Source organism: Modicisalibacter sp. (genome assembly GCF_055145905.1).
On the sequence record NZ_JBSREH010000035.1, the window covers coordinates 20310 to 40431 of the forward strand.

The following is a 20122-nucleotide window of genomic DNA, read 5'->3' on the forward strand; positions in this document are numbered from 1 at the left end:
ACAAGTCGACGAGAAGCCAGTCATGAAAACCGTCACCGTGAGCACGCTGCAGGCAGCCAAGCGCGCCGGCGAGCCGTTCAGCTGTCTGACCGCCTATGACGCCTCATTCGCCGAGGCGGCCAGCCGGGCTGGCGTCGAGGTCCTGCTGGTCGGCGACTCCCTGGGAATGGTCCTGCAGGGCCACACCAGCACTCTGCCGGTCACCCTCGACGATATCGCCTACCACACGCGCTGTGTGGCCCGTACCAAGGGCGCCAGCCTGCTGATGGCCGACCTGCCGTTCATGAGCAACACCTCCACGGAGCGGCTGCTGCAGGACGCCGGTGCCCTGATGCGGGCCGGGGCGGAGATGGTCAAGATCGAGGGCGAAGCGTGGATGGCCGACGGCGTGCGGGAACTGACCCGGCGCGGCGTCCCGGTCTGTGCCCATCTGGGGCTGACACCACAGATGGTCCACCAGCTCGGCGGCTTCAAGGTGCAGGGCCGCGAGGCCGGGCGCGCCGAGCAGCTCATCGCCGACGCCCGCACCCTGGTCGAGGCCGGCGCCTCGGTGGTTCTTGTCGAGTGCGTGCCCGCCGACCTGGGCCGGGCCATGCAGGCCGCCCTCGAGGTGCCGGTGATCGGCATCGGCGCCGGGGCCGGCACCGATGGCCAGATCTTGGTAATGCACGACGTGATCGGCGTGAGCAGCGGCTACATCCCGCGTTTTTCGAAGAACTTCCTGGCCGAGGCCGGCTCGATCCAGGGCGCCTTCCAAGCCTACCATGACGCCGTCAAGGCGCGTCGCTTTCCGGCCGAGGAGCACAGTTTCTAATGCAGACCATTCACGACATCGCCACGCTGCGCCGCATCCTGGGCGAGGCACGCCGTGACGGCCGCCGCATCGGCCTGGCGCCGACCATGGGCAACCTTCACCAAGGGCACCTGGCGCTGGTCGCCGAAGCGCGCCGCCGTGCCGATCTGGTCGTCGCCACCATCTTCGTCAACCCGCTGCAGTTCGGGCCCGGCGAGGACTTCGCCAGCTACCCGCGCACCCTCGATGCGGACCGCGCCGCGCTCGACGGCGCCGGCTGCGACATCCTTTTCGCGCCGGCCGCCGAGACCATCTACCCGCGCGGCACCGAGGCCTCTGCCACCGTACACGTGCCCGAGGTCAGCGAAGGGCTGTGCGGCGCGCGCCGGCCCGGCCACTTCGACGGCGTGTCCACGGTGGTGACCATGCTCTTCAACCTGGTGCAGCCCGACCTGGCCTGCTTCGGCGAGAAGGACTACCAGCAGCTCGCGGTCATCCGCCGGATGGTCGCCGATCTGCACATGCCCATCGAGATCGTCGGCGTGCCCATCGTGCGTGCCGAGGACGGCCTGGCCCTCTCCTCGCGCAACGGCTATCTGAGCGATGAGCAGCGTGCCCGCGCCCCGCGCCTGTACGCCGTGCTCACGGCAACCCGCGAGGCACTCGCCCGGGGCGACGAACCCGACGCGGCACTGCGCGAGGGCCTCGCCCAGCTGACCGAGGCCGGCTTCAAGCCCGACTATCTCGAGCTGCGTCGTGCCGACGACCTGGGGCCGGTGACCGACACCACCCGAGAGGCGGTACTGCTGGCCGCAGCCCACCTGGGGCCGGCCCGCCTGATCGACAACCTTCCGGTAACGCTGCCGCGCTGATCGCGGCTCATCGAGGAACGCCCATGTACACCATCATGCTCAAGGCCAAGCTGCACATGGCCCGGGTCACCCATGCCGTGCTCAACTACGAGGGCTCCTGCGCCATCGATGGCGAGCTGCTCGACATGGCCGGCATCCGCGAGAACGAGCAGATCCAGATCTACAACGTCGAGAACGGCCAGCGCTTCACCACCTATGCCATCCGTGGCGAGGAAGGTTCGCGCATGATCTCCGTGAACGGCGCCGCCGCACACCTGGCGAACGCCGGCGAGCGGGTCATCATCTGCAGCTACGCGCACTACGAGACCTCGGAGCTGGACGATCACAAGCCCTCGATCGTCTACCTGCAGGAAGGCAATGCGATCAGCCACACCAGCAACGCCATTCCCATCCAGTTCGCCTGATTGCCCCGCCCCGCCGCTACCGGCGGGGCCATTTCCCCCTCCCGGCCTGTCCAGCGTCAAACTTCGACAGATTGGCAATTGCCGCAGCGCACAAGCTTCTCCTATGCTGACGGGGCATTTCGCCCTCGATTCAAGGAGTCTCACATGCAAGACGTGGTCATCGTCGCGGCGCGCCGCACCGCCATCGGTACCTTCGGCGGGTCGCTCGCCGGGATCCCCGCCGCCGAACTCGGCGCCAAGGTGATCCAGGACATCCTCGCCACCACCGGCGTCGCCCCCGAGCAGGTCGACGAGGTCCTGCTTGGCCACGTCCTGACCGCCGCCTGCGGCCAGAACCCGGCGCGTCAGGCCTCCATCCTGGGCGGCCTGCCTGACGGCGTGCCGGCAATGACCATCAACAAGGTCTGCGGCTCCGGTCTCAAGGCATTGCATCTGGCCACCCAGGCGATTCGCTGCGGCGACGCCGAGCTGATCCTTGCCGGGGGCCAGGAGAACATGTCCCTCGCCCCTCACGCCCTGCCGCACTCGCGCACCGGCCAGCGCATGGGTGACTGGAAGGCGGTCGACACCATGGTCTACGACGGCCTGTGGGATGCCTTCAACCAGTACCACATGGGCATCACCGCCGAGAATCTCGCCGAGAAGTACGGCATTACCCGCGAGCAGATGGACGAATTCGCCGCCGGCTCTCAGCAGAAGGCCAGCGCCGCCATCGAGGCGGGCCGCTTCGACAGCCAGATCGTTCCCGTCGAGATTCCCCAGCGCAAGGGCGATCCGCTGGTCTTCAAGGCCGACGAAGGCCCGCGCGCGGGGATCACCGCCGAGAAGCTCGGCGCCATGAAGCCCGCCTTCAAGAAGGACGGCAGCGTCACCGCCGGCAATGCCTCGTCGATCAACGACGGTGCCGCCGTGACCATGCTCTGCAGCGAGAGCAAGGCCCGCGAGCTGGGCCTCGAGCCGCTGGCCCGCATCAAGGCCTACGCCAACGCCGCCGTCGATCCGGCGATCATGGGCATCGGCCCGGCCCCGGCGACCCGCCGCTGCCTGGAGAAGGCCGGCTGGACGATCGATGATCTGGACCTGATCGAGGCCAACGAGGCCTTCGCTGCCCAGGCGCTGGCGGTCAACAAGGAGCTCGGCTGGGATCCGTCCAGGATCAACGTCAACGGCGGCGCGATCGCCCTGGGCCATCCGATCGGTGCCTCCGGCTGCCGGATTCTGGTCACGTTGGTCCACGAGATGATCGCTCGCGACGCCAGGAAGGGACTGGCCACGCTGTGTATCGGTGGCGGCCAGGGCGTGGCGCTGGCCATCGAACGCTAACCAATCTTTCCTCCGGGCCAGCATTTGTCGGCCCCGCTCGCGGCGATGTCGTCTCCTCGGCGTCGCCGTGCCGCGCTTGCGCCTCCGGCCCCGCCACGTCACCATGGCGGGATTTACCCCACATCGTGTGAGCCATCATGAGCAAGTTCTGGAGCCCGGACGTTCGCGAGCTGACGCCCTACGTCCCCGGTGAGCAGCCCCGTGAACGACTGATCAAGCTGAACACCAACGAGAACCCCTACCCGCCGGCGCCGGGCGTCGAGCAGGTACTGCGCGACTACCCGGTCGACCACCTGCGCCTCTACCCCGATCCCGATGCGCTGGCATTGCGCGAGGCACTGGCCCACGAGCATGGCGTGGCGGTCGAGCAGGTCTTCGTCGGCAACGGCTCCGACGAAGTGCTGGCCCTGGCCTTCCAGACCTTCTTCCGTCAGCCTCGCCCGCTGCTGATGCCGGGCATCACCTATAGCTTCTACCCGGTCTACTGCCGCCTTTACGATATCGCCTACCGGACCGTGGCACTCGATGACCACTGGCAGGTGCCGCTGGACGCCCTGAGCGGCGACAACGGCGGCGTGATCTTCGCCAATCCCAATGCACCGACCGGCCACGGCCACGCGAAGGAGGCCATCGCCGGCCTGCTGGAGCGCGTCACCGACAGTGTGGTGCTCATCGACGAGGCCTACGTCGACTTCGGTGGGGAAAGCAGCGTGCCGCTGGTGGCGGAGTATCCCAACCTGCTGGTGGTGGGCACCTTCTCCAAGTCGCGCAGCCTGGCCGGGCTGCGGATCGGCTACGCGATCGGCTCGCGGGAGCTGATCGAGGGGCTGGAGCGGGTCAAGAACTCCTTCAACTCCTACCCGCTCGACAGCCTGGCAATCGCCGCCGGTGTCGCCGCGCTGGCCGACCGCGAGCACTTCGACGCCTGTCGCGATAACGTCATCGCCACCCGCGAGCGCACCCGCCGGCGGCTCGTCGATCTGGGCTTCGAGGCCCTGCCCTCGCAGACCAACTTCCTGCTCGCCCGCCACGACGGCCACGATGCCGGAGTGCTGTTCACCGGCCTGCGCGAGCGCGGCATCCTGGTGCGTCACTTCAACAGCGAGGCGTTGCACGACTTCCTGCGCATCTCGATCGGCACCGACGATGAGATGGACAGCCTGATCGAAGCGCTCGAGGCGCTGTGTCGCGGGTAACATCGCTCCGCCACCGGCGATAGCCATGAAAAACGGCCCACCCGCCAAGCGGGTGGGCCGTTTTCGTGATACCGGCGATCAGGCGTGGATCACTCGGCGAGGCTGGCCTCGAAGGCGGCCTTTTCCTCGGCGGTGACTTCCTTGATCGACAGCTTGACGCGGTTGCGGTTGTCGATGTCGAGCACCTTGACCACCACGTCGTCACCCTCGTTGAGGTAGTCGCGGACGCTGTTGACGCGCTCCGGCACGATCTGCGAGATGTGCACCAGACCGTCGGTGCCCGGCATGAAGTTGACGAACGCGCCGAAGTCGGCGATGCGCACCACCTTGCCCTTGTAGAGCTTGCCGATCTCGGCTTCGGCAGTGATGCCCAGCACGGTGTCGATGGCGCGCTTGGCGGCCGCCTTGTCCTCGGCGTAGATGCGCACGGTGCCATCGTCGTCGATGTCGATCGAGGCGCCGGTGTCGTCGCAGATCTGACGGATGGTCGCACCACCCTTGCCGATGACGTCGCGGATCTTGTCCGGGTCGATCTTGATGGTGGCCATGGACGGCGCGTTGGCGGAGACTTCCTCGCGGCTCTGGGCGATCACCTGGTTCATCTCGCCGAGGATGTGCAGCCGCGCCTCATGGGCCTGCTGCAGCGCCTGCTCCATGATCTCCTCGTTGATGCCCTCGATCTTGATGTCCATCTGCAGGGCGGTGACGCCGGAGGCCGAGCCGGCCACCTTGAAGTCCATGTCGCCGAGGTGGTCCTCATCACCCAGGATGTCGGTGAGCACGGCGAACTTGTCGTCGTCCTTGACCAGACCCATGGCGATGCCAGCCACCGGTGCCTTGAGCGGCACGCCGGCGTCCATCAGCGCCAGCGAGGAGCCGCACACCGAGGCCATGGAGCTCGAGCCGTTGGACTCGGTGATCTCGGAGACCACGCGAATGGTGTAGGGGAATTCCTCGTCGCTGGGCAGCATGGCCTGGACACCGCGGCGTGCCAGACGACCATGGCCGATCTCGCGACGCTTGGGTCCACCCATGAAGCCGGCTTCGCCCACGCTGTAGGGTGGGAAGTTGTAGTGCAGCAGGAAACGGTCCTTGCGCTCGCCTTCCAGCGACTCGATCAGCTGGGCATCGCGCAGGGTGCCGAGGGTGGCCACGACCACGGCCTGGGTTTCGCCACGAGTGAAGATCGCCGAGCCGTGGGTCTTGGGCAGGCTGCCGACCTCGATGTTCAGCGAACGCACGGTCTTGTGATCGCGGCCGTCGATGCGCGGCTCGCCGTTGATTACGCGCTGGCGCACGACACGTTTCTCGAGCGCGGCGAAGGCGCCCTTGACCTCGTCGGCGGCAAACTGACCGTCTTCTTCACCGGCCAGCTGCGCCACGGCTTCATCCTTCAGCGCGGACAGCGCATCCTGACGGGCCATCTTGTCGGTGATGCGGTAGGCCTCGCCGACCTTGCTCTCGAAGGCACTCGCGAGCGCGTCCTTCAGAGCGGTATTCTCGGCGGCCGGCTGCCAGTCCCAGCGCGGCTTGCCGGCCTCGGCGGCCAGCTCGTTGATGGCGGAGACGGCGACCTGCATTTCCTGGTGGCCGTAGAGCACGGCGCCCAGCATCTCGTCCTCGAGCAGCTCGCTGGCCTCGGACTCGACCATCAGCACGGCCTTCTCGGTGCCGGCGACGACCATGTTCAGCTCGGAGGTGGCGAGCTCCTCGACGCTCGGGTTGAGGAAGTAGCCGCGCTCCTCGGTGAAGCCAACGCGGGCGGCGCCAATCGGGCCGTTGAACGGCACGCCGGAGACGGCCAGCGCCGCGGAAGTGCCGATCATGGCGGCGATATCCGGGTCCTGGTTACGATCGGCGGAGAGCACCGTGCAGATGACCTGGACTTCGTTCATGAAGCCCTTGGGGAACAGCGGACGAATCGGCCGATCGATCAGCCGCGAGGTGAGGGTCTCCTTCTCGGTGGGACGCCCCTCACGCTTGAAGAAGCCGCCGGGAATCTTGCCGACCGAGTAGGTCTTCTCCTGGTAGTGGACGGACAGCGGGAAGAACGGCTGGGCGGGGTTGACGTCCTTCTTCGCCACCACGGTGCACAGCACCACGGTGTCGTCCATGGTGACCATCACGGCACCGGAGGCCTGGCGGGCGATGCGCCCGGTTTCCAGGGTGACGGTACTGTTACCGTACTGGAATGTCTTTCTGACCGGATTCACAGGGCTTCCTTCAACTTGTCGGTTTCATGTTCGGGCGTTTCTTGACTCGGCGCCCATTTTAGGCGTTCGCGCCGGTGAGGGCTACCGATGCGACCGCTGCCCGGCGTCTGGCGTGCCCGGCAAGCGCCCAAAAAAGAACAAGCAACCCCGGAGGGTTGCTTGTTCCGAAATCATCCGCGGGATGATGGCCGAACTCAGCGGCGCAGCCCCAGACGCTGGATCAGCGACTGATAACGCTCGAAGTCCTTGCGCTTGAGGTAGTCGAGCAGTTTGCGGCGCTGGTTGACCATGCGAATCAGGCCACGACGGGAGTGGTGATCCTGCTTGTTGGTCTTGAAGTGGGACTGAAGGCCGTCGATGTTGGCGGTCAGCAGAGCCACCTGAACTTCGGGGGAACCGGTGTCGTTGTCACCACGGCCGTATTCCTTGACGATTTCGGCCTTCTTTTCAGCGGTCAATGCCATCTGTGTCTCCAGTAAGCAATATGCCTGATGGGGATGAATGTCGGAGACCACGCATATTTGCAGTCTCCCCGTACGCCGCGTGAGCGGCGACGATAGGCGCCACCGGCTTCAGCCGGTGGCCACCAGCCGGCGCGGGGCGACCTCGCCCGGCGCCGTGACCGTGACCAGCCCCAGGAAGGACTCGTCACGATACAGCCTTGCCAGAGCATCGCCGGCCAGGCCGGCGGTGTCCGTGGCGGCACGCTGCCCGTTGAGCAGACGCGCGGCCGTGGCCTCCGCAACGTCCAGACGCGGCAGATGCCGCACCAGCACGTCCATCGGCAACAGGGCCGTGTCGCGGGACTCGAGCGCGTCGAGCGCGACGAAATCCAGCATGTCGTCAGCCGCGAAGGGACCGGATCGCAACCGCCGCAGGGCGGTGATGTGCGCACCACAGCCCAGGGCCCGGCCGATGTCCTCGGCCAGTGTGCGGATATAGGTGCCCTTGCTGCAGGCGACTTCCAGTTCGAAGGCATCGCCCTCGAAGGCAAGGAGGCGCGCATCATACACCCTCACACGGCGCGCTGCACGCTCGACCTGCTTGCCCTCGCGGGCCAGTTCGTAGAGCTTGCGCCCCTCGTGCTTGAGCGCCGAATGCATCGGCGGGATCTGGTCGATCTCGCCGGTGAACTCGGCCAGCACGCGCTGCACGCGCGCCGCATCGATACCCTCGACGGGCCCGCGTTCGACGACGGTGCCCTCGGCGTCCCCGGTGTCGGTGACCACCCCCAGCTGCACCCGAGTTCGGTATGTCTTGTCCGCCTCGAGCAGGTAGGAGGAAAACTTGGTCGCCTCGCCGAAGCACACCGGCAACAGCCCGGTGGCCATCGGATCGAGGGTGCCGGTGTGCCCCGCCTTCTGCGCCTGAAACAGGCGTCGCGCCCGTTGCAGGGCATGATTGCTCGACACGCCACGGGGCTTGTCGAGCAGCAGCACGCCATCGATCGGCAGACCGCGACGCCGACGCGCCATCAGCGGGATTCCTCGTCGTCGGACGCCTCGTCACCACGCCGGACCCGGTCCGATTCCACGGCTTCGTTGATCAGCGACGACAGCTTGTGGCCCCGAGCCACACTCTCGTCGTAGTGGAAGCGCAGCTCGGGCACGTGGCGCAGCTTCACGCGACGGGCGATCTGGCTGCGCAGGAAACCGCCGGCACGCTTGAGCACCGCCAGGTTTTCCTTGATCCGCGCCGGGTCGTCATCGCCCAGCAGGGTGATGTAGACGTCGGCGTAGCCCAGGTCGCGGCTGACGGTCACGCCGCTGACGGTGACCATGCCCAGGCGCGGGTCCTTGACCTCACGCTGGATGAGGACCGCCAGCTCCTGCTGGAGCTGATCGGCCACCCGGTCGGTACGCTGGAACTCGCGCATCCGTGACTTCTCCTCGACGCCTTACAGGGTGCGCTCGACCCTGACCTGGTCGAAGACCTCGATCTTGTCGCCCACCTGGACGTCGTTGTAGTTCTTGACGCCGATACCGCACTCCATACCGTTGCGGACCTCGTTGACGTCATCCTTGTAGCGACGCAGGGATTCCAGATCGCCTTCGTAGATGACCACGTTGTCGCGCAGGACACGGATCTTCTTGTTGCGGTGCACGGTGCCCTCGACGACCATGCAGCCGGCCACCGCGCCGATCTTGGGCGCCTTGAAGACATCGCGAACCTCGGCGACACCGACGATCTCTTCCTTCCACTCCGGCGCCAGCATGCCGCTCATCGCCTGCTTGACCTCGTCGATCAGCTGGTAGATGACGCTGTAGTAGCGCAGGTCGAGACCCTCGCGCTCGATGATCTCGCGCGCGGCGGCGTCGGCACGCACGTTGAAGCCGACCACGATGGCGTCACTGGCCAGCGCCAGGTTGGCATCGGTACCGGTGATGCCGCCGACCCCGGAGGACACCACGGCGACCTGAACCTCGTCGGTGGACAGTTCCTCCAGCGCGCCCTTGATCGCTTCCAGCGAGCCCTGGACGTCGGCCTTGAGAACGATGTTGACCTTGGCCACCTCGTCCTGGCCCATCTGGCTGAACATGTTCTCCAGCTTGGCCTTCTGCTGGCGCGCCAGACGCACCTCGCGGTACTTGCCCTGACGGAAGTTGGCAACCTCGCGGGCCTTCTTCTCGTCGGCCAGGACCATGAAGTCCTCGCCGGCTTCCGGCGTACCGTCCAGGCCCTGGATCTCCACCGGCATGGCCGGGCCGACCTGCTCGACCTGCTTGCCGAGCTCGTTGGTCAGCGCCCGCACGCGGCCGTAGTGCAGCCCGGCCAGGACGATATCGCCCCTTCGCAGGGTGCCGTTCTGGACCAGCACGGTGGCCACCGGACCGCGCCCCTTGTCGAGGCGCGATTCGACCACTACGCCCTTGGCCGGCGCTTCGGGGACGGCCTTGAGTTCGAGCACCTCGGAGACCAGCAGCACGGCCTCCAGCAGGGAGTCGATGCCTTCACCGGTCTTCGCCGAGACGTGGACGAACTGGGTGTCGCCGCCCCACTCCTCGGAGATCACGCCGTGCTGCGACAGCTCGTTCTTGACGCGATCCGGATCGGCGCCCGCCTTGTCGATCTTGTTGACCGCGACCACCAGCGGTACACCGGCGGCCTTGGCGTGTTCGACCGCCTCGATGGTCTGCGGCATCACGCCGTCATCGGCGGCCACCACCAGGATGACCACGTCGGTGGCCTGGGCGCCACGGGCACGCATGGCGGTAAACGCCGCGTGACCCGGGGTATCGAGGAAGGTCACGCCGCCGTGATCGTCCTCGACGTGATAGGCACCGATGTGCTGGGTGATGCCACCGGCCTCGCCGGTCGCCACCTTGGTGCGGCGAATGTAGTCGAGCAGCGAGGTCTTGCCGTGGTCGACGTGACCCATCACCGTGACCACCGGCGCGCGGGTAATCTCCTCGCCTTCGTAGGAGATGCCCTCGAGGACTTCGGTCTCCAGCGCATCGTCCTTGACCAGCTTGGGCTTGTGGCCCATCTCCTCGACGACGATCGCCGCGGTGTCCTGGTCGATGGTCTGGTTGATGGTCACCGCCGCGCCCATGGTGAACATGGCCTTGATGACTTCGTTGGCCTTGATGGCCATCTTGTCGGCCAGATCGGCGACGCTGATCGACTCGGGGATCGAGACCTCGCGGACGATCGGCTGTGTCGGCTTCTGGAAGCCGTGCTTGCCGCCACCGCTGTCGCGACCGCCACGCCGGGTGCCGCGACGTTCGGCACGCTTGACCTTCTTGCCGCCACGCCGGCGCTCGGCACGCTCCTCGCGATCCTCGTCACGGCTGGTCTCACGCCCCTTCTTGCCGCTGGCCTTCTTCTTCTGGCCACGACGGTTTTCGGTGCGCGGTTCCTTGGGCGGCGCCTCGGCGGCCGGGGGTTCTTCGGCCGGCAGCTCCAGCTCGGTGGGAATCGTCTCGGCCGGTTTCGCCGCTTCCTGCTTGGCGGCTTCCTCGGCGGCCTTGGCCGCTTCTTCCGCAGCCCGGGCCTCGGCCTCGCGCTCGGCCTTCTCGCGGGCCTGAGTGGCGTCGGCCATGTCCCCGACCAGCTGACGCGGCCCGTGATCGGCCGGCTCCGGCGCCTGCTCCGGGGCCTCTTCCTCGCGCTTGACGTAGGTCCGCTTCTTGCGCACCGAGACCTCGATGCTCTTGCCGCGACCGTCGCCGGAGCGGATCCGGCTCTTGGTCTTGCGCGTCAGGGTGATGCGATTCTTGGGCCCCTGGCCGCTACCGCCATGACTCTTGGTGAGATGGTCGAGCAGGCGCCGCTTGTCCTCCTCGGACACCGCATCGCCTTCGGCCTTGTGGGGAAGCCCCGCTTCCTTCATCTGCTCCAGCAGGCGGGACGTATCGCGTCCCACCTTGGCTGCAAAGTCTTTAACCGTCATTTCTGCCATTACGACCCTCCTGAGCCCGTGACCTAGTTACTCTTCACTCTCGAACCAGGGCGCACGGGCGGTCATGATCAGTGCCGCGGCGCGCTCTTCGTCCACATCCTCGATGTCCTTGAGGTCATCGATGGACTGTTCGGCAAGGTCCTCCATGGTGACGATGCCACGGCTGGCCAGAATGAAGGCCAGGTGACGGTCCATGCCGTCCATTTCAAGGAGGTCCTCGGCGGGCTGAGCACCGTCCAGCTCCTCCTCGGAGGCGATTGCCAGGTTCAACAGCTCGTCTTTGGCGCGTGCGCGCAACTCTTCCACCAGGTCTTCGTCGAAGTCCTCGATCTCGAGCATTTCCTCGAGCGGCACATAGGCCAGCTCTTCCAGCGACGTGAACCCTTCCTCGACCAGGGTCCTCGCCAGTTCTTCGTCGACCTCGAGGTGATTGATGAAGTACTCGACCAGGGTGTCAACTTCCTGCTCGCGCTTACCCTCGGCCTCTTCCTCCGTCATTACATTGAGCGTCCAGCCGGTCAGCTCGCTGGCCAGACGCACGTTCTGCCCGCTGCGGCCGATGGCCTGAGCGAGATTGTCCTCGGCCACGGCGACGTCCATGGCATGGGCGTCCTCATCGACCAGGATCGATGCCACGTCCGCCGGTGCCATGGCGTTGATCACCAGCTGGGCGGGGTTGTCATCCCAGAGGATGATGTCCACCCGCTCGTTGCGCAGCTCGTTGGAGACCGCCTGGACCCGCGAGCCGCGCATGCCGACACAGGCACCGACCGGATCGATGCGCTTGTCGTTGGTCTTGACCGCGATCTTGGCCCGCGAGCCCGGATCGCGGGCCGCGCCCTTGATCTCGATGAGCTGCTCGGCGATCTCGGGCACCTCGATCTTGAACAGCTCGATGATCAGCTCGGGGCGGGTCCGCGACAGGATCAGCTGCGAGCCGCGCGCCTCAGCGTCGACCTTCCACAGCAACGCGCGCACCCGCTCGTTCATGCGGTAGCGCTCGCCGGGAATCATCTCGCTGCGTGGCAGGAAACCCTCGGCGTTGTCACCGAGGTCGATGATCAGGCCATCGCGTGTCGTCTTCTTGACGATGCCGGCGATCAGCTCGCCCTCGCGCTCGGAATAATGACGCACGATCTCGGCCCGCTCCGCCTCGCGGACCTTCTGCACGATGACCTGCTTGGCGGTCTGTGCCGCGATGCGACCGAAGGCGGCGTTCTCGATGCGCTCCTCGACCACGTCGCCGAGGCCCAGCGGCGGATCGCGCCGCTCGGCGTAGGACAGCTTGATCTCGGCGTCGGGATTCTCGAACTCGTCGTCCTCGACCACCACCCAGCGGCGGAAGGTTTCGTAGTCACCGGTGGCACGATCGATCTGCACCCGTACGTTGACCTCCTGGCCCTCGAAACGCTTGCGCGATGCACTGGCCAGCGCCGCTTCGACCGCACCGAAGATCACGTCGCGGGACACGCCCTTTTCGTTCGAGATCGCGTCAACGACCAGCAGAATCTCTTTGCTCATGCCTTAAGCCTCGCCAGAAAACCAGTCCTCATCCATCGAACTGCGGAACGACCCGCGCCTGCTCGATGCCATCGATAGGAAAGCAGTACTCTTCACCGTCGAGCTGCAGCAACACCTCGTCGTTCTCGACGCCCGCCAGCAGCCCCTTGAACTTGCGCCGCCCCTCGTAGGGCGCACGAAGGCGCAAGGCCACGACATGCCCCCGGTAACGCGTGAACTGGTCCAGCGTGAAAAGGGGACGGTCCATGCCGGGCGAGGACACCTCCAACTGGTACTGGCCGGGAATCGGGTCCTCGACATCGAGCACGCCGCTGACCTGACGGCTGACGGCGGCGCAATCGTCGACGTTGATGCCGTCGGGGCCGTCGATGTAGATGACCAGCCGTGAATGCTTGCCCTGGGAGAGGTATTCGATTCCCCAGAGCTCGAATCCCATGGACGTCACCACCGGCTCGATGAGTGCGTTCAGCGCAGCGTCCTTGATTGCCACAGATGAAGGCTCCTACAGCAGTTGCATCAGGCACCTGACCGGGAGTTAAGAGGAAAGCTAGGTGGCTGATTGGCGTTAGTGTCAACAGAGCGAGCTGCTAACAAAAAGCCCCTTCAAAGGAAGGGGCCTTTCACAAGAAACTTGGTAGCGGGGGCCGGATTTGAACCGACGACCTTCGGGTTATGAGCCCGACGAGCTACCAGACTGCTCCACCCCGCATCATAGGTTGGCGATTATAAGAATCCGCTCACCCTTGGTCAAGGACTCGAGCGCATCGCCACGTCTTGCCAATCGTGCTTCTGAATGGGCCTGACCAGGCCTGTCAGATGGTGCCGAAGGGGGGACTTGAACCCCCACGACCATAAGGTCACTACCCCCTCAAGATAGCGTGTCTACCAATTCCACCACTTCGGCAACAGAGGGCGAACACAGGCTTTCAAGCTTTTCAAGGCTGCCTGCCTTGTGTTCTTGCTCGGGCGGTCGACTTGACGATGAACCACCCGATACAGCACTGCTATCAACGTCTAAGGCGTGGAGATCACTCTCCGGAATCCTCTAGCGTTGGCGCAGTATTATCCTGGCTCTTGCTGCTTTCGTCAAGAGTCGGCGAGGATTTTTGTTGCTCCACGACGGTCGCGTCCGGGATGCCGGCGTCGGGCGCGTTGTCCGCCTGCGAGGACGCCAGGTAGGCCAGGGCCAGCGAGGTGATGAAGAACGCCCCCGCCAGCACCCCGGTCAGCTTGGCCAGGAAGCTGCCGCTGCCGCGGGAGCCGAAGACGGTCTGCGACGCACCGCCGCCGAAGGAGGCGCCGGCCTCGGCACCTTTGCCCTGCTGCAACAGGACGAGGGCGACCAGCGCGATGGCGATCGCCACGTGAATCATGAGAATGGCAACTTGCATGGTTAACCTGCTGACTGACAGATGGCTAGAAAATCGTCGACCTTGAGCGAGGCGCCGCCCACCAGGCCGCCGTCGATATCGGGCTGCGCGAGCAGCTCGGCGGCATTGTCGGCTTTCATGCTGCCGCCGTACAGCACGCGCAACGTTTCGGCCAGCTCGGGCGCATAGGCGGCCAGCCGACGGCGGATGGCGGCATGCACCGCCTGGGCCTGCTCGGGGGTGGCGGTACGCCCGGTACCGATCGCCCACACCGGCTCGTAGGCGATCACCACGCGACGGCGCGACTCGGGAGCCAGGGCATCGAGGACGGCCTCGACCTGCCCCAGGACCACCGCCTCGGTGCGCCCCGCCTCGCGCTGCTCGAGGGTCTCGCCGACGCACAGCACGGGGGTCAGCCCGCCCTCCAGCGCGGCGCGCGTGCGCGCCAGCACATCGGCATCGCCCTCATGATAGAGCGAGCGCCGCTCGGAGTGGCCGACCAGCACGTAGCGTACCCCAAACTCGGCCAGCATGGCGGCGCTGACCTCCCCGGTGTGGGCGCCGGAAGGCTCGGGGTTGAGCGTCTGTGCACCAAGTGCCACCGGCGTTCCCGCCAGCGCCGCCTGAGCCGCGCCGAGGTAGGGAAACGGCGGGATCAGACAGACCTCGACGGACGGCGCGAGAGCCGCTTCGGCAAACGCCTGCCCGAACTGCTCGACCAGCGTCAAGGAGCCATTCATCTTCCAGTTGCCGGCGATCAGCGGCATGCGCATGAGCTAGCTACCCCCTTTCTCGAAGTGGTGCAAGATGGTATAGGAGCCTCCCGGGCAACACAACCAGCGCCGCGTCTCAGGCGATCAACGCCTCGACATCGGCGGCGATGCGCCGTGCCAGGGCGTCGACATCGAAGCGCGGGCGACCCTCCACCATGACGCGAATCAGCGGCTCGGTGCCCGAAGGGCGCAGCAGCACGCGGCCCTCGCCGCCCAGCTCGTCTTCCACAGCCGCCACCGAGTCGGCCAGACGCGGGTGGTCGAGCAGTTCGCGCGCCTCGGCCCCCGGGGTGAGCCGCACGTTGATCAGTGCCTGGGGCGCCTTCTCGAAGCCGTCGAGCAGTGTCGCCAGCGGCGTATTGCGGGTGACCATGATCGCCAGTACCTGCAGGGCGGACACGATGCCGTCGCCGGTGGTCTGCACATGGCCGCAGACGATGTGTCCCGACGACTCGCCGCCCAACTGCCAGCCGTTGGTGACCAGGCGTTCCATCACATAGCGGTCGCCCACCTTCGCCCGCTCGAAGGGAATGCCCATGCCCTCGAGCGCCGCCGCCAGGCCGAAGTTGCTCATCAGCGTGCCGACCACGCCGCCGCCCAGCACGCCGCGCTCGTGGCGATCGCGGGCGATCAGATAGAGGATGTCGTCGCCGTCGATCTCGCGACCGTCGGCGTCGACCAGGATCACCCGGTCGCCGTCGCCGTCGAAGGCGATGCCGAGATCCGCGCCGCGCTCGATGACCGCGGCGCGCAGCGATGCCGGATGGGTCGAACCGACCCGCTGGTTGATGTTGAGCCCGTCCGGGCTCGCGCCCAGCACGCTGACTTCGGCACCCAGCTCGCGGAACACACTGGGCGCGATGTGGTAGGTGGCGCCATGGGCACAGTCGAGCACGATCGATAGACCGTTGAGCGTCAGGCGCTTGGGCACCGTAGACTTGCAGAACTCGATGTAGCGGCCCGGCGCGTCGGGCACCCTCACCGCCTTGCCCAGCCGGTCGGCGGTGACGGTCTCCAGCGGCTTGTCGAGCTCGGCCTCGATCGCGGCCTCCACGTCGTCGGGCAGCTTGGTGCCCTCGCCGGAAAAGAACTTGATGCCGTTGTCCTGGAACGGGTTGTGCGAGGCGGAGATGACGATCCCCGCATCGGCCCGGAAGGTATGGGTCAGATAGGCGATGGCCGGCGTGGGCATCGGCCCGAGCAGCGCGACATCCACGCCGGCGGCGGAGAGCCCGGCCTCCAGCGCCGACTCGAACATGTAGCCGGAGATCCGGGTATCCTTGCCGATCAGCACCTTGGCCTGTTCGTTCGAGCGGCCCAGCACCCGCCCCACGGCCCAGCCCAGCTTGAGCATGAAGTCCGCCGTGATGGGATACTCCCCCACGGTGCCGCGAATCCCGTCGGTCCCGAAATAGCGTCGTGTCATGATTCCGCACCTTCCTGTAGCACGGCCCAGGTCATGTTGATCGCATCCACGGTGGGCCCCACGTCGTGGACACGCACGATTTTCGCGCCGCGCTCGACGGCCAGCGTCGACAGCGCCAGACCGCCGGGCAGGCGCTCCTCCACCGGCCGGTCGAGTACCTTGCCGATCATGCTCTTGCGCGACATCCCGGCCAGGATCGGCAGGCCGAAGCGGTCCAGCTCCGCCATCCGGTTGAGCAGCCGCAGGTTGTGCTCGACCGTCTTGGCGAACCCGAAGCCGGGATCGAGAACCAATCGCTCGCGGCGGATGCCCGCCGCCTCGCAGGCGGCGATACGTGCCTCGAGAAAGCTTGCGACCGCTATCTCTATGGGTTGATCGTAGGCGGCCCGCTGCTGCATGTCACCCGGCTCGCCGAGCATGTGCATCAGACAGATCGGCAGGCCGCTGGCGGCGGCCGCTTCCAGCGCCCCGGGACGCTGCAGGGCACGCACGTCATTGATCAGCCCCGCCCCCGCGTCGGTGACCGCCCGCACCACGGCCGGCGAACTGGTGTCCACCGAGACCAGCGCATCCAGTTCCCGCACCAGCGCCTCGACGATCGGCACCACGCGGTCCAGCTCCTCCTGTTCGCTCACCACGGCGGCACCCGGGCGGGTCGACTCGCCACCGACATCGACGATCGCCGCCCCTTCGGCCAGCATCGCCTCGGCGTGGAACAGGGCATCATCGCGACGCGAGAAGCGCCCGCCGTCGGAAAAGGAATCCGGCGTCACGTTGAGGATCCCCATGACCCGGGGATAGCTGATATCGAGCCGGTGCCGGCCGCACGCCAGCATGGCCGCGGAAGCAGCGTCTTTCATGGCAAGGTCCTTGGCAAAAGCGGTCACTCTAATGAGCCGTCCAGAACGGCGCAAGGCGCCCCGCGGGGCGCCTTGCTGTGCGGCAGGTCAGGGTCAGTGCCCGGCGGGCCCGCCCAACGGGTCGGAGGGGCGTCGGTTCGACGATTCCTCCTCGTCGTCCTCGCCGTCATCGGGATCGGGACGCGGCTCGGCCACGGCGGAACCGCCGCCGGTGCCGTTGTCGTCACCCCAGTCCTTCGGCGGGCGCGGATTGCGACCGGCCATGATGTCCTTGAGCTGGTTGGCGTCGATGGTCTCGTACTGGACCAGCGCCTCGGCCATCATGTCGAGCTTGTCGCGGTTGTCCTCGAGCAGCTGCCGGGCATGGGCGTAGCACTCGTCGATGATGCGGCGCACTTCCTTGTCGATGCGCGAGGTGGTCTCGCCGGACTTGAGCTTGCCGCCGCCCTGGCCGGGGCCGCCGAGGAACTGGTGCGATTCGTCCTCGTCGTACATGATCGGCCCCATCTCCTCGGAGAGGCCCCACTTGGCGACCATGTTATGGGCCAGCTCGGTGGCGCGCTTGATGTCGTTGGAAGCCCCGGTGGTCACACCGTTGGGGCCCAGCGTCATCTCCTCGGCGATACGCCCGCCGAACAGCGAACAGATCTGGCTGATGATCTGCTGCCGGGAGAAGCTGTAGCGATCCTCCTCGGGCAGGAACATGGTCACGCCCAGGGCGCGCCCGCGCGGAATGATGGTGACCTTGTAGACCGGGTCGTGCTCGGGCATCAGCAGCCCGATGATCGCGTGGCCGGACTCGTGATAGGCGGTGTTGAGCTTCTCCTTCTCGGTCATCACCATCGAGCGGCGCTCGGCGCCCATCATGATCTTGTCCTTGGCCATCTCCAGCTCTTCCATGCCCACCAGGCGACGATTGCGCCGTGCGGCGAACAGGGCCGCCTCGTTGACCAGGTTGGCCAGGTCGGCACCGGAGAAGCCGGGCGTACCACGGGCGATCAGGCTGGCCTTGACGTCCTCGCCCAGCGGCACCTTGCGCAGGTGCACGCCGAGAATGTGCTCGCGGCCGCGGATGTCGGGCAGCGGCACGGTCACCTGACGGTCGAAGCGGCCCGGGCGCAGCAGCGCCGGGTCGAGCACGTCCGGACGGTTGGTGGCGGCGATGACGATGATGCCGTCATTGGCCTCGAAGCCGTCCATCTCGACCAGCAGCTGGTTCAGGGTCTGCTCGCGCTCGTCGTGACCGCCGCCCATGCCGGAGCCGCGATGGCGGCCGACGGCGTCGATCTCGTCGATGAAGATGATGCACGGCGCCTGCTTCTTGGCCTGCTCGAACATGTCACGCACGCGCGAGGCACCCACGCCGACGAACATCTCCACGAAGTCGGAACCGGAGATGGTGAAGAACGGCACCTTGGCCTCGCCGGCGATCGCCTTGGCGAGCAGCGTCTTGCCGGTCCCCGGCGGGCCGACCATCAGCACGCCACGCGGAATCTGGCCGCCCAGGCGCTGGAACTTCGAGGGATCCTTGAGGAAGTCGACCAGTTCCTCGACCTCCTCCTTGGCCTCGTCGCAGCCGGCAACATCGGCGAAGGTGGTCTTCACCTGATCCTGGGTCAGCAGCTTGGCCTTGGACTTGCCGAAGCTCATCGGCCCGCCCTTGCCGCCACCGCCGCCCTGCATCTGGCGCATGAAGAACAGGAAGATGGCGAGAATGATCAGGATCGGGAAGCTGGCGATCAGCAGCCGGGTCCACAGGCTCTGTTCCTCCGGCTTCTTGCCGGTGACGCTGACGTCGTGCGCCAGCAGGTCATCCATCAGCTTGGGGTCCTGGGCCGCCGGACGAACCGTCTGGAAGTTCGAGCCGTCCTCGCGCTCGCCGGTAATGGTGTAGCCGTCGATGGTCACCGAACGGACCTGACCGTTCTGCACCTGCTGGACGAACTGCGAGTAGTTCATCGTCTGCGGTGACGTATCGACACTGAAATTGTTGAACACCGTCAGCAGTACCGCCGCGATGATCAACCACAGGATCAGGTTCTTCGCCATGTCGTTCAAGGGAATACCCTCATTGCATCAATCTGTCTGCCAAGCGCGCCCATGCCGTTGACACTACACCAGAGGTGGGGGTGGTCAACCACGGTTGCAAGCTCAGCCCTTGAATCCGTCCGCCAGCAGGTACACTTCCCGCGAGCGGTTTCGCGAGGCGCCCGGCTTGCGGGTCATCACCCGCGTGAAGCTGTCGCGCAGCGCCTTCAGATAGTCGTCGAACCCTTCGCCCTGAAACACCTTGGTCAACAGGCGCCCGCCGGGCTTCAGGGTCTGCCGGGCCAGGTCGAGCGCCAGCTCCACCAGGTACATCGCCTTGGGTTGATCGATGGCGGCCATGCCACTCATGTTGGGCGCCATGTCGGAAATGATCAAATCCACCGGGCGCTCACCGAGCTGCGCCAAGATCGCCTCGAGCACTTCATCCTCGGTGAAATCACCCTGGATGAACTCGACGCCGGCCAGGGCGTCCATCTCGAGGATGTCGGAGGCGATCACCAGGCCGTTCGGTTCGACCCGCTCGGCCGCCACCTGGCTCCAGCCGCCCGGGGCCGCACCCAGGTCGATCACCGTCATGCCGGGCTTGAAAAGCTGGTCCTTCTCGTCGAGCTCGAGCAGCTTGTAGCTGGCCCGCGAGCGATAGCCGTCCTGCCACGAGCGTTTGACGTATGGATCGTCGAAATGTTCTTTGAGCCAGCCGGCACTGCTCTTGCTGCCGGCGGCGGACTTGCTGGAAGCGTTTCGAGCCACGCGATCACCTAACGGGGGTTCGCCCGACGGGCAAAGCCATGGGGGTCACAGAAAACGGAAATCTGACGGGTGTCGTGCGGGAATCTGGCGGGAGGCAATCCGGCCCGAGCGCTTTGCAACGCTCGGCTTTCGCCGTACCATGGCGCGCTCAGTGGTCGCGACCCGGATCG

The 20122-nt window shown here is 66.3% G+C and carries 18 protein-coding genes and 2 tRNA genes; 5 read left to right on the forward strand and 15 right to left on the reverse strand.

What is annotated here, in order from left to right:
• Positions 1-22: 22 nt before the first annotated feature.
• The 5 genes from panB (at position 23) to hisC (ending at position 4588) form a co-directional block, all read left to right on the forward strand.
• Positions 23-814 carry a 3-methyl-2-oxobutanoate hydroxymethyltransferase gene (panB, locus tag ACTCB7_RS11220; RefSeq protein WP_463006741.1) on the forward strand — a complete coding sequence of 264 codons (792 nt, stop codon included), beginning with the start codon at positions 23-25 and terminating at the stop codon, positions 812-814.
• Positions 814-1665: a pantoate--beta-alanine ligase gene (gene panC, locus ACTCB7_RS11225; protein WP_463006742.1), complete on the forward strand. Its 852-nt coding sequence runs from the start codon at positions 814-816 to the stop codon at positions 1663-1665. The genes panB and panC overlap by 1 nt, the downstream gene beginning before the upstream one ends.
• A 23-nt stretch (positions 1666-1688) precedes the next feature.
• Positions 1689-2069 (forward strand): aspartate 1-decarboxylase, encoded by a 381-nt coding sequence (gene panD / locus ACTCB7_RS11230; RefSeq protein WP_463006743.1) that lies wholly within the window; start codon positions 1689-1691, stop codon positions 2067-2069.
• Between the two features lie 144 nt (positions 2070-2213).
• The gene (locus tag ACTCB7_RS11235; RefSeq protein WP_463006744.1) at positions 2214-3392 is read left to right on the forward strand and encodes an acetyl-CoA C-acetyltransferase; all 1179 of its coding nucleotides are present in this window, start codon (positions 2214-2216) and stop codon (positions 3390-3392) included.
• Between the two features lie 137 nt (positions 3393-3529).
• The gene (gene hisC / locus ACTCB7_RS11240) at positions 3530-4588 is read left to right on the forward strand and encodes a histidinol-phosphate transaminase (RefSeq protein ID WP_163650508.1); all 1059 of its coding nucleotides are present in this window, start codon (positions 3530-3532) and stop codon (positions 4586-4588) included.
• Between the two features lie 89 nt (positions 4589-4677).
• On the opposite strand, the gene pnp is transcribed toward hisC, so the two are convergent.
• The 15 genes from pnp to rlmE all read right to left on the reverse strand — a co-directional run bounded on the left by pnp (position 4678) and on the right by rlmE (position 19952).
• On the reverse strand, positions 4678-6801 hold the full coding sequence (gene pnp / locus ACTCB7_RS11245) for a polyribonucleotide nucleotidyltransferase (protein WP_163650507.1): 2124 nt from the start codon (positions 6799-6801) through the stop codon (positions 4678-4680).
• A gap of 194 nt (positions 6802-6995) precedes the next feature.
• On the reverse strand, positions 6996-7265 hold the full coding sequence (rpsO, locus tag ACTCB7_RS11250) for a 30S ribosomal protein S15 (RefSeq protein ID WP_163650506.1): 270 nt from the start codon (positions 7263-7265) through the stop codon (positions 6996-6998).
• A 108-nt stretch (positions 7266-7373) separates the two neighbouring features.
• The gene (truB, locus tag ACTCB7_RS11255) at positions 7374-8276 is read right to left on the reverse strand and encodes a tRNA pseudouridine(55) synthase TruB (RefSeq protein ID WP_463006745.1); all 903 of its coding nucleotides are present in this window, start codon (positions 8274-8276) and stop codon (positions 7374-7376) included.
• Positions 8276-8677: a 30S ribosome-binding factor RbfA gene (gene rbfA, locus ACTCB7_RS11260; RefSeq protein ID WP_463006746.1), complete on the reverse strand. Its 402-nt coding sequence runs from the start codon at positions 8675-8677 to the stop codon at positions 8276-8278. Before rbfA ends, truB begins: the two co-directional genes overlap by 1 nt.
• Positions 8678-8698: 21 nt before the next feature.
• Positions 8699-11203, reverse strand: a complete 2505-nt coding sequence (gene infB / locus ACTCB7_RS11265; RefSeq protein ID WP_463006747.1) for a translation initiation factor IF-2 — start codon at positions 11201-11203, stop codon at positions 8699-8701.
• A gap of 27 nt (positions 11204-11230) precedes the next feature.
• Positions 11231-12724 carry a transcription termination factor NusA gene (gene nusA / locus ACTCB7_RS11270; protein WP_463006748.1) on the reverse strand — a complete coding sequence of 498 codons (1494 nt, stop codon included), beginning with the start codon at positions 12722-12724 and terminating at the stop codon, positions 11231-11233.
• Between the two features lie 28 nt (positions 12725-12752).
• Complete coding sequence (gene rimP, locus ACTCB7_RS11275; protein WP_224416420.1) at positions 12753-13214, reverse strand: ribosome maturation factor RimP; 462 nt, start codon at positions 13212-13214, stop codon at positions 12753-12755.
• 142 nt (positions 13215-13356) lie between these two features.
• Positions 13357-13433, reverse strand: a tRNA-Met gene (locus tag ACTCB7_RS11280).
• 108 nt (positions 13434-13541) lie between these two features.
• Positions 13542-13628 (reverse strand) — tRNA-Leu (locus ACTCB7_RS11285).
• A 124-nt stretch (positions 13629-13752) separates the two neighbouring features.
• Positions 13753-14115 (reverse strand): preprotein translocase subunit SecG, encoded by a 363-nt coding sequence (gene secG, locus ACTCB7_RS11290; protein ID WP_224416419.1) that lies wholly within the window; start codon positions 14113-14115, stop codon positions 13753-13755.
• A gap of 2 nt (positions 14116-14117) precedes the next feature.
• Entirely contained in the window at positions 14118-14867 is a 750-nt protein-coding gene (gene tpiA / locus ACTCB7_RS11295) for a triose-phosphate isomerase (protein ID WP_463006749.1), read from the reverse strand.
• Between the two features lie 76 nt (positions 14868-14943).
• Positions 14944-16293, reverse strand: coding sequence for a phosphoglucosamine mutase (gene glmM / locus ACTCB7_RS11300; RefSeq protein ID WP_463006750.1), 1350 nt, complete (start codon positions 16291-16293; stop codon positions 14944-14946).
• The gene (gene folP, locus ACTCB7_RS11305; RefSeq protein WP_463006751.1) at positions 16290-17153 is read right to left on the reverse strand and encodes a dihydropteroate synthase; all 864 of its coding nucleotides are present in this window, start codon (positions 17151-17153) and stop codon (positions 16290-16292) included. Before folP ends, glmM begins: the two co-directional genes overlap by 4 nt.
• 93 nt (positions 17154-17246) lie before the next feature.
• The gene (gene ftsH / locus ACTCB7_RS11310) at positions 17247-19211 is read right to left on the reverse strand and encodes an ATP-dependent zinc metalloprotease FtsH (protein WP_463006752.1); all 1965 of its coding nucleotides are present in this window, start codon (positions 19209-19211) and stop codon (positions 17247-17249) included.
• 93 nt (positions 19212-19304) lie between these two features.
• The gene (gene rlmE, locus ACTCB7_RS11315) at positions 19305-19952 is read right to left on the reverse strand and encodes a 23S rRNA (uridine(2552)-2'-O)-methyltransferase RlmE (protein ID WP_463006753.1); all 648 of its coding nucleotides are present in this window, start codon (positions 19950-19952) and stop codon (positions 19305-19307) included.
• Positions 19953-20122: the final 170 nt, after the last annotated feature.

Coding starts and splice junctions, on each gene's coding strand:
- panB (WP_463006741.1), top strand. CDS start 23: ATGAAAACCGTCACCGTGAGCACGCTGCAGGCAGCCAAGCGCGCCGGC.
- panC (WP_463006742.1), top strand. CDS start 814: ATGCAGACCATTCACGACATCGCCACGCTGCGCCGCATCCTGGGCGAG.
- panD (WP_463006743.1), top strand. CDS start 1,689: ATGTACACCATCATGCTCAAGGCCAAGCTGCACATGGCCCGGGTCACC.
- ACTCB7_RS11235 (WP_463006744.1), top strand. CDS start 2,214: ATGCAAGACGTGGTCATCGTCGCGGCGCGCCGCACCGCCATCGGTACC.
- hisC (WP_163650508.1), top strand. CDS start 3,530: ATGAGCAAGTTCTGGAGCCCGGACGTTCGCGAGCTGACGCCCTACGTC.
- rpsO (WP_163650506.1), bottom strand. CDS start 7,265: ATGGCATTGACCGCTGAAAAGAAGGCCGAAATCGTCAAGGAATACGGC.
- truB (WP_463006745.1), bottom strand. CDS start 8,276: ATGGCGCGTCGGCGTCGCGGTCTGCCGATCGATGGCGTGCTGCTGCTC.
- rbfA (WP_463006746.1), bottom strand. CDS start 8,677: ATGCGCGAGTTCCAGCGTACCGACCGGGTGGCCGATCAGCTCCAGCAG.
- infB (WP_463006747.1), bottom strand. CDS start 11,203: ATGGCAGAAATGACGGTTAAAGACTTTGCAGCCAAGGTGGGACGCGAT.
- nusA (WP_463006748.1), bottom strand. CDS start 12,724: ATGAGCAAAGAGATTCTGCTGGTCGTTGACGCGATCTCGAACGAAAAG.
- secG (WP_224416419.1), bottom strand. CDS start 14,115: ATGCAAGTTGCCATTCTCATGATTCACGTGGCGATCGCCATCGCGCTG.
- tpiA (WP_463006749.1), bottom strand. CDS start 14,867: ATGCGCATGCCGCTGATCGCCGGCAACTGGAAGATGAATGGCTCCTTG.
- glmM (WP_463006750.1), bottom strand. CDS start 16,293: ATGACACGACGCTATTTCGGGACCGACGGGATTCGCGGCACCGTGGGG.
- folP (WP_463006751.1), bottom strand. CDS start 17,153: ATGAAAGACGCTGCTTCCGCGGCCATGCTGGCGTGCGGCCGGCACCGG.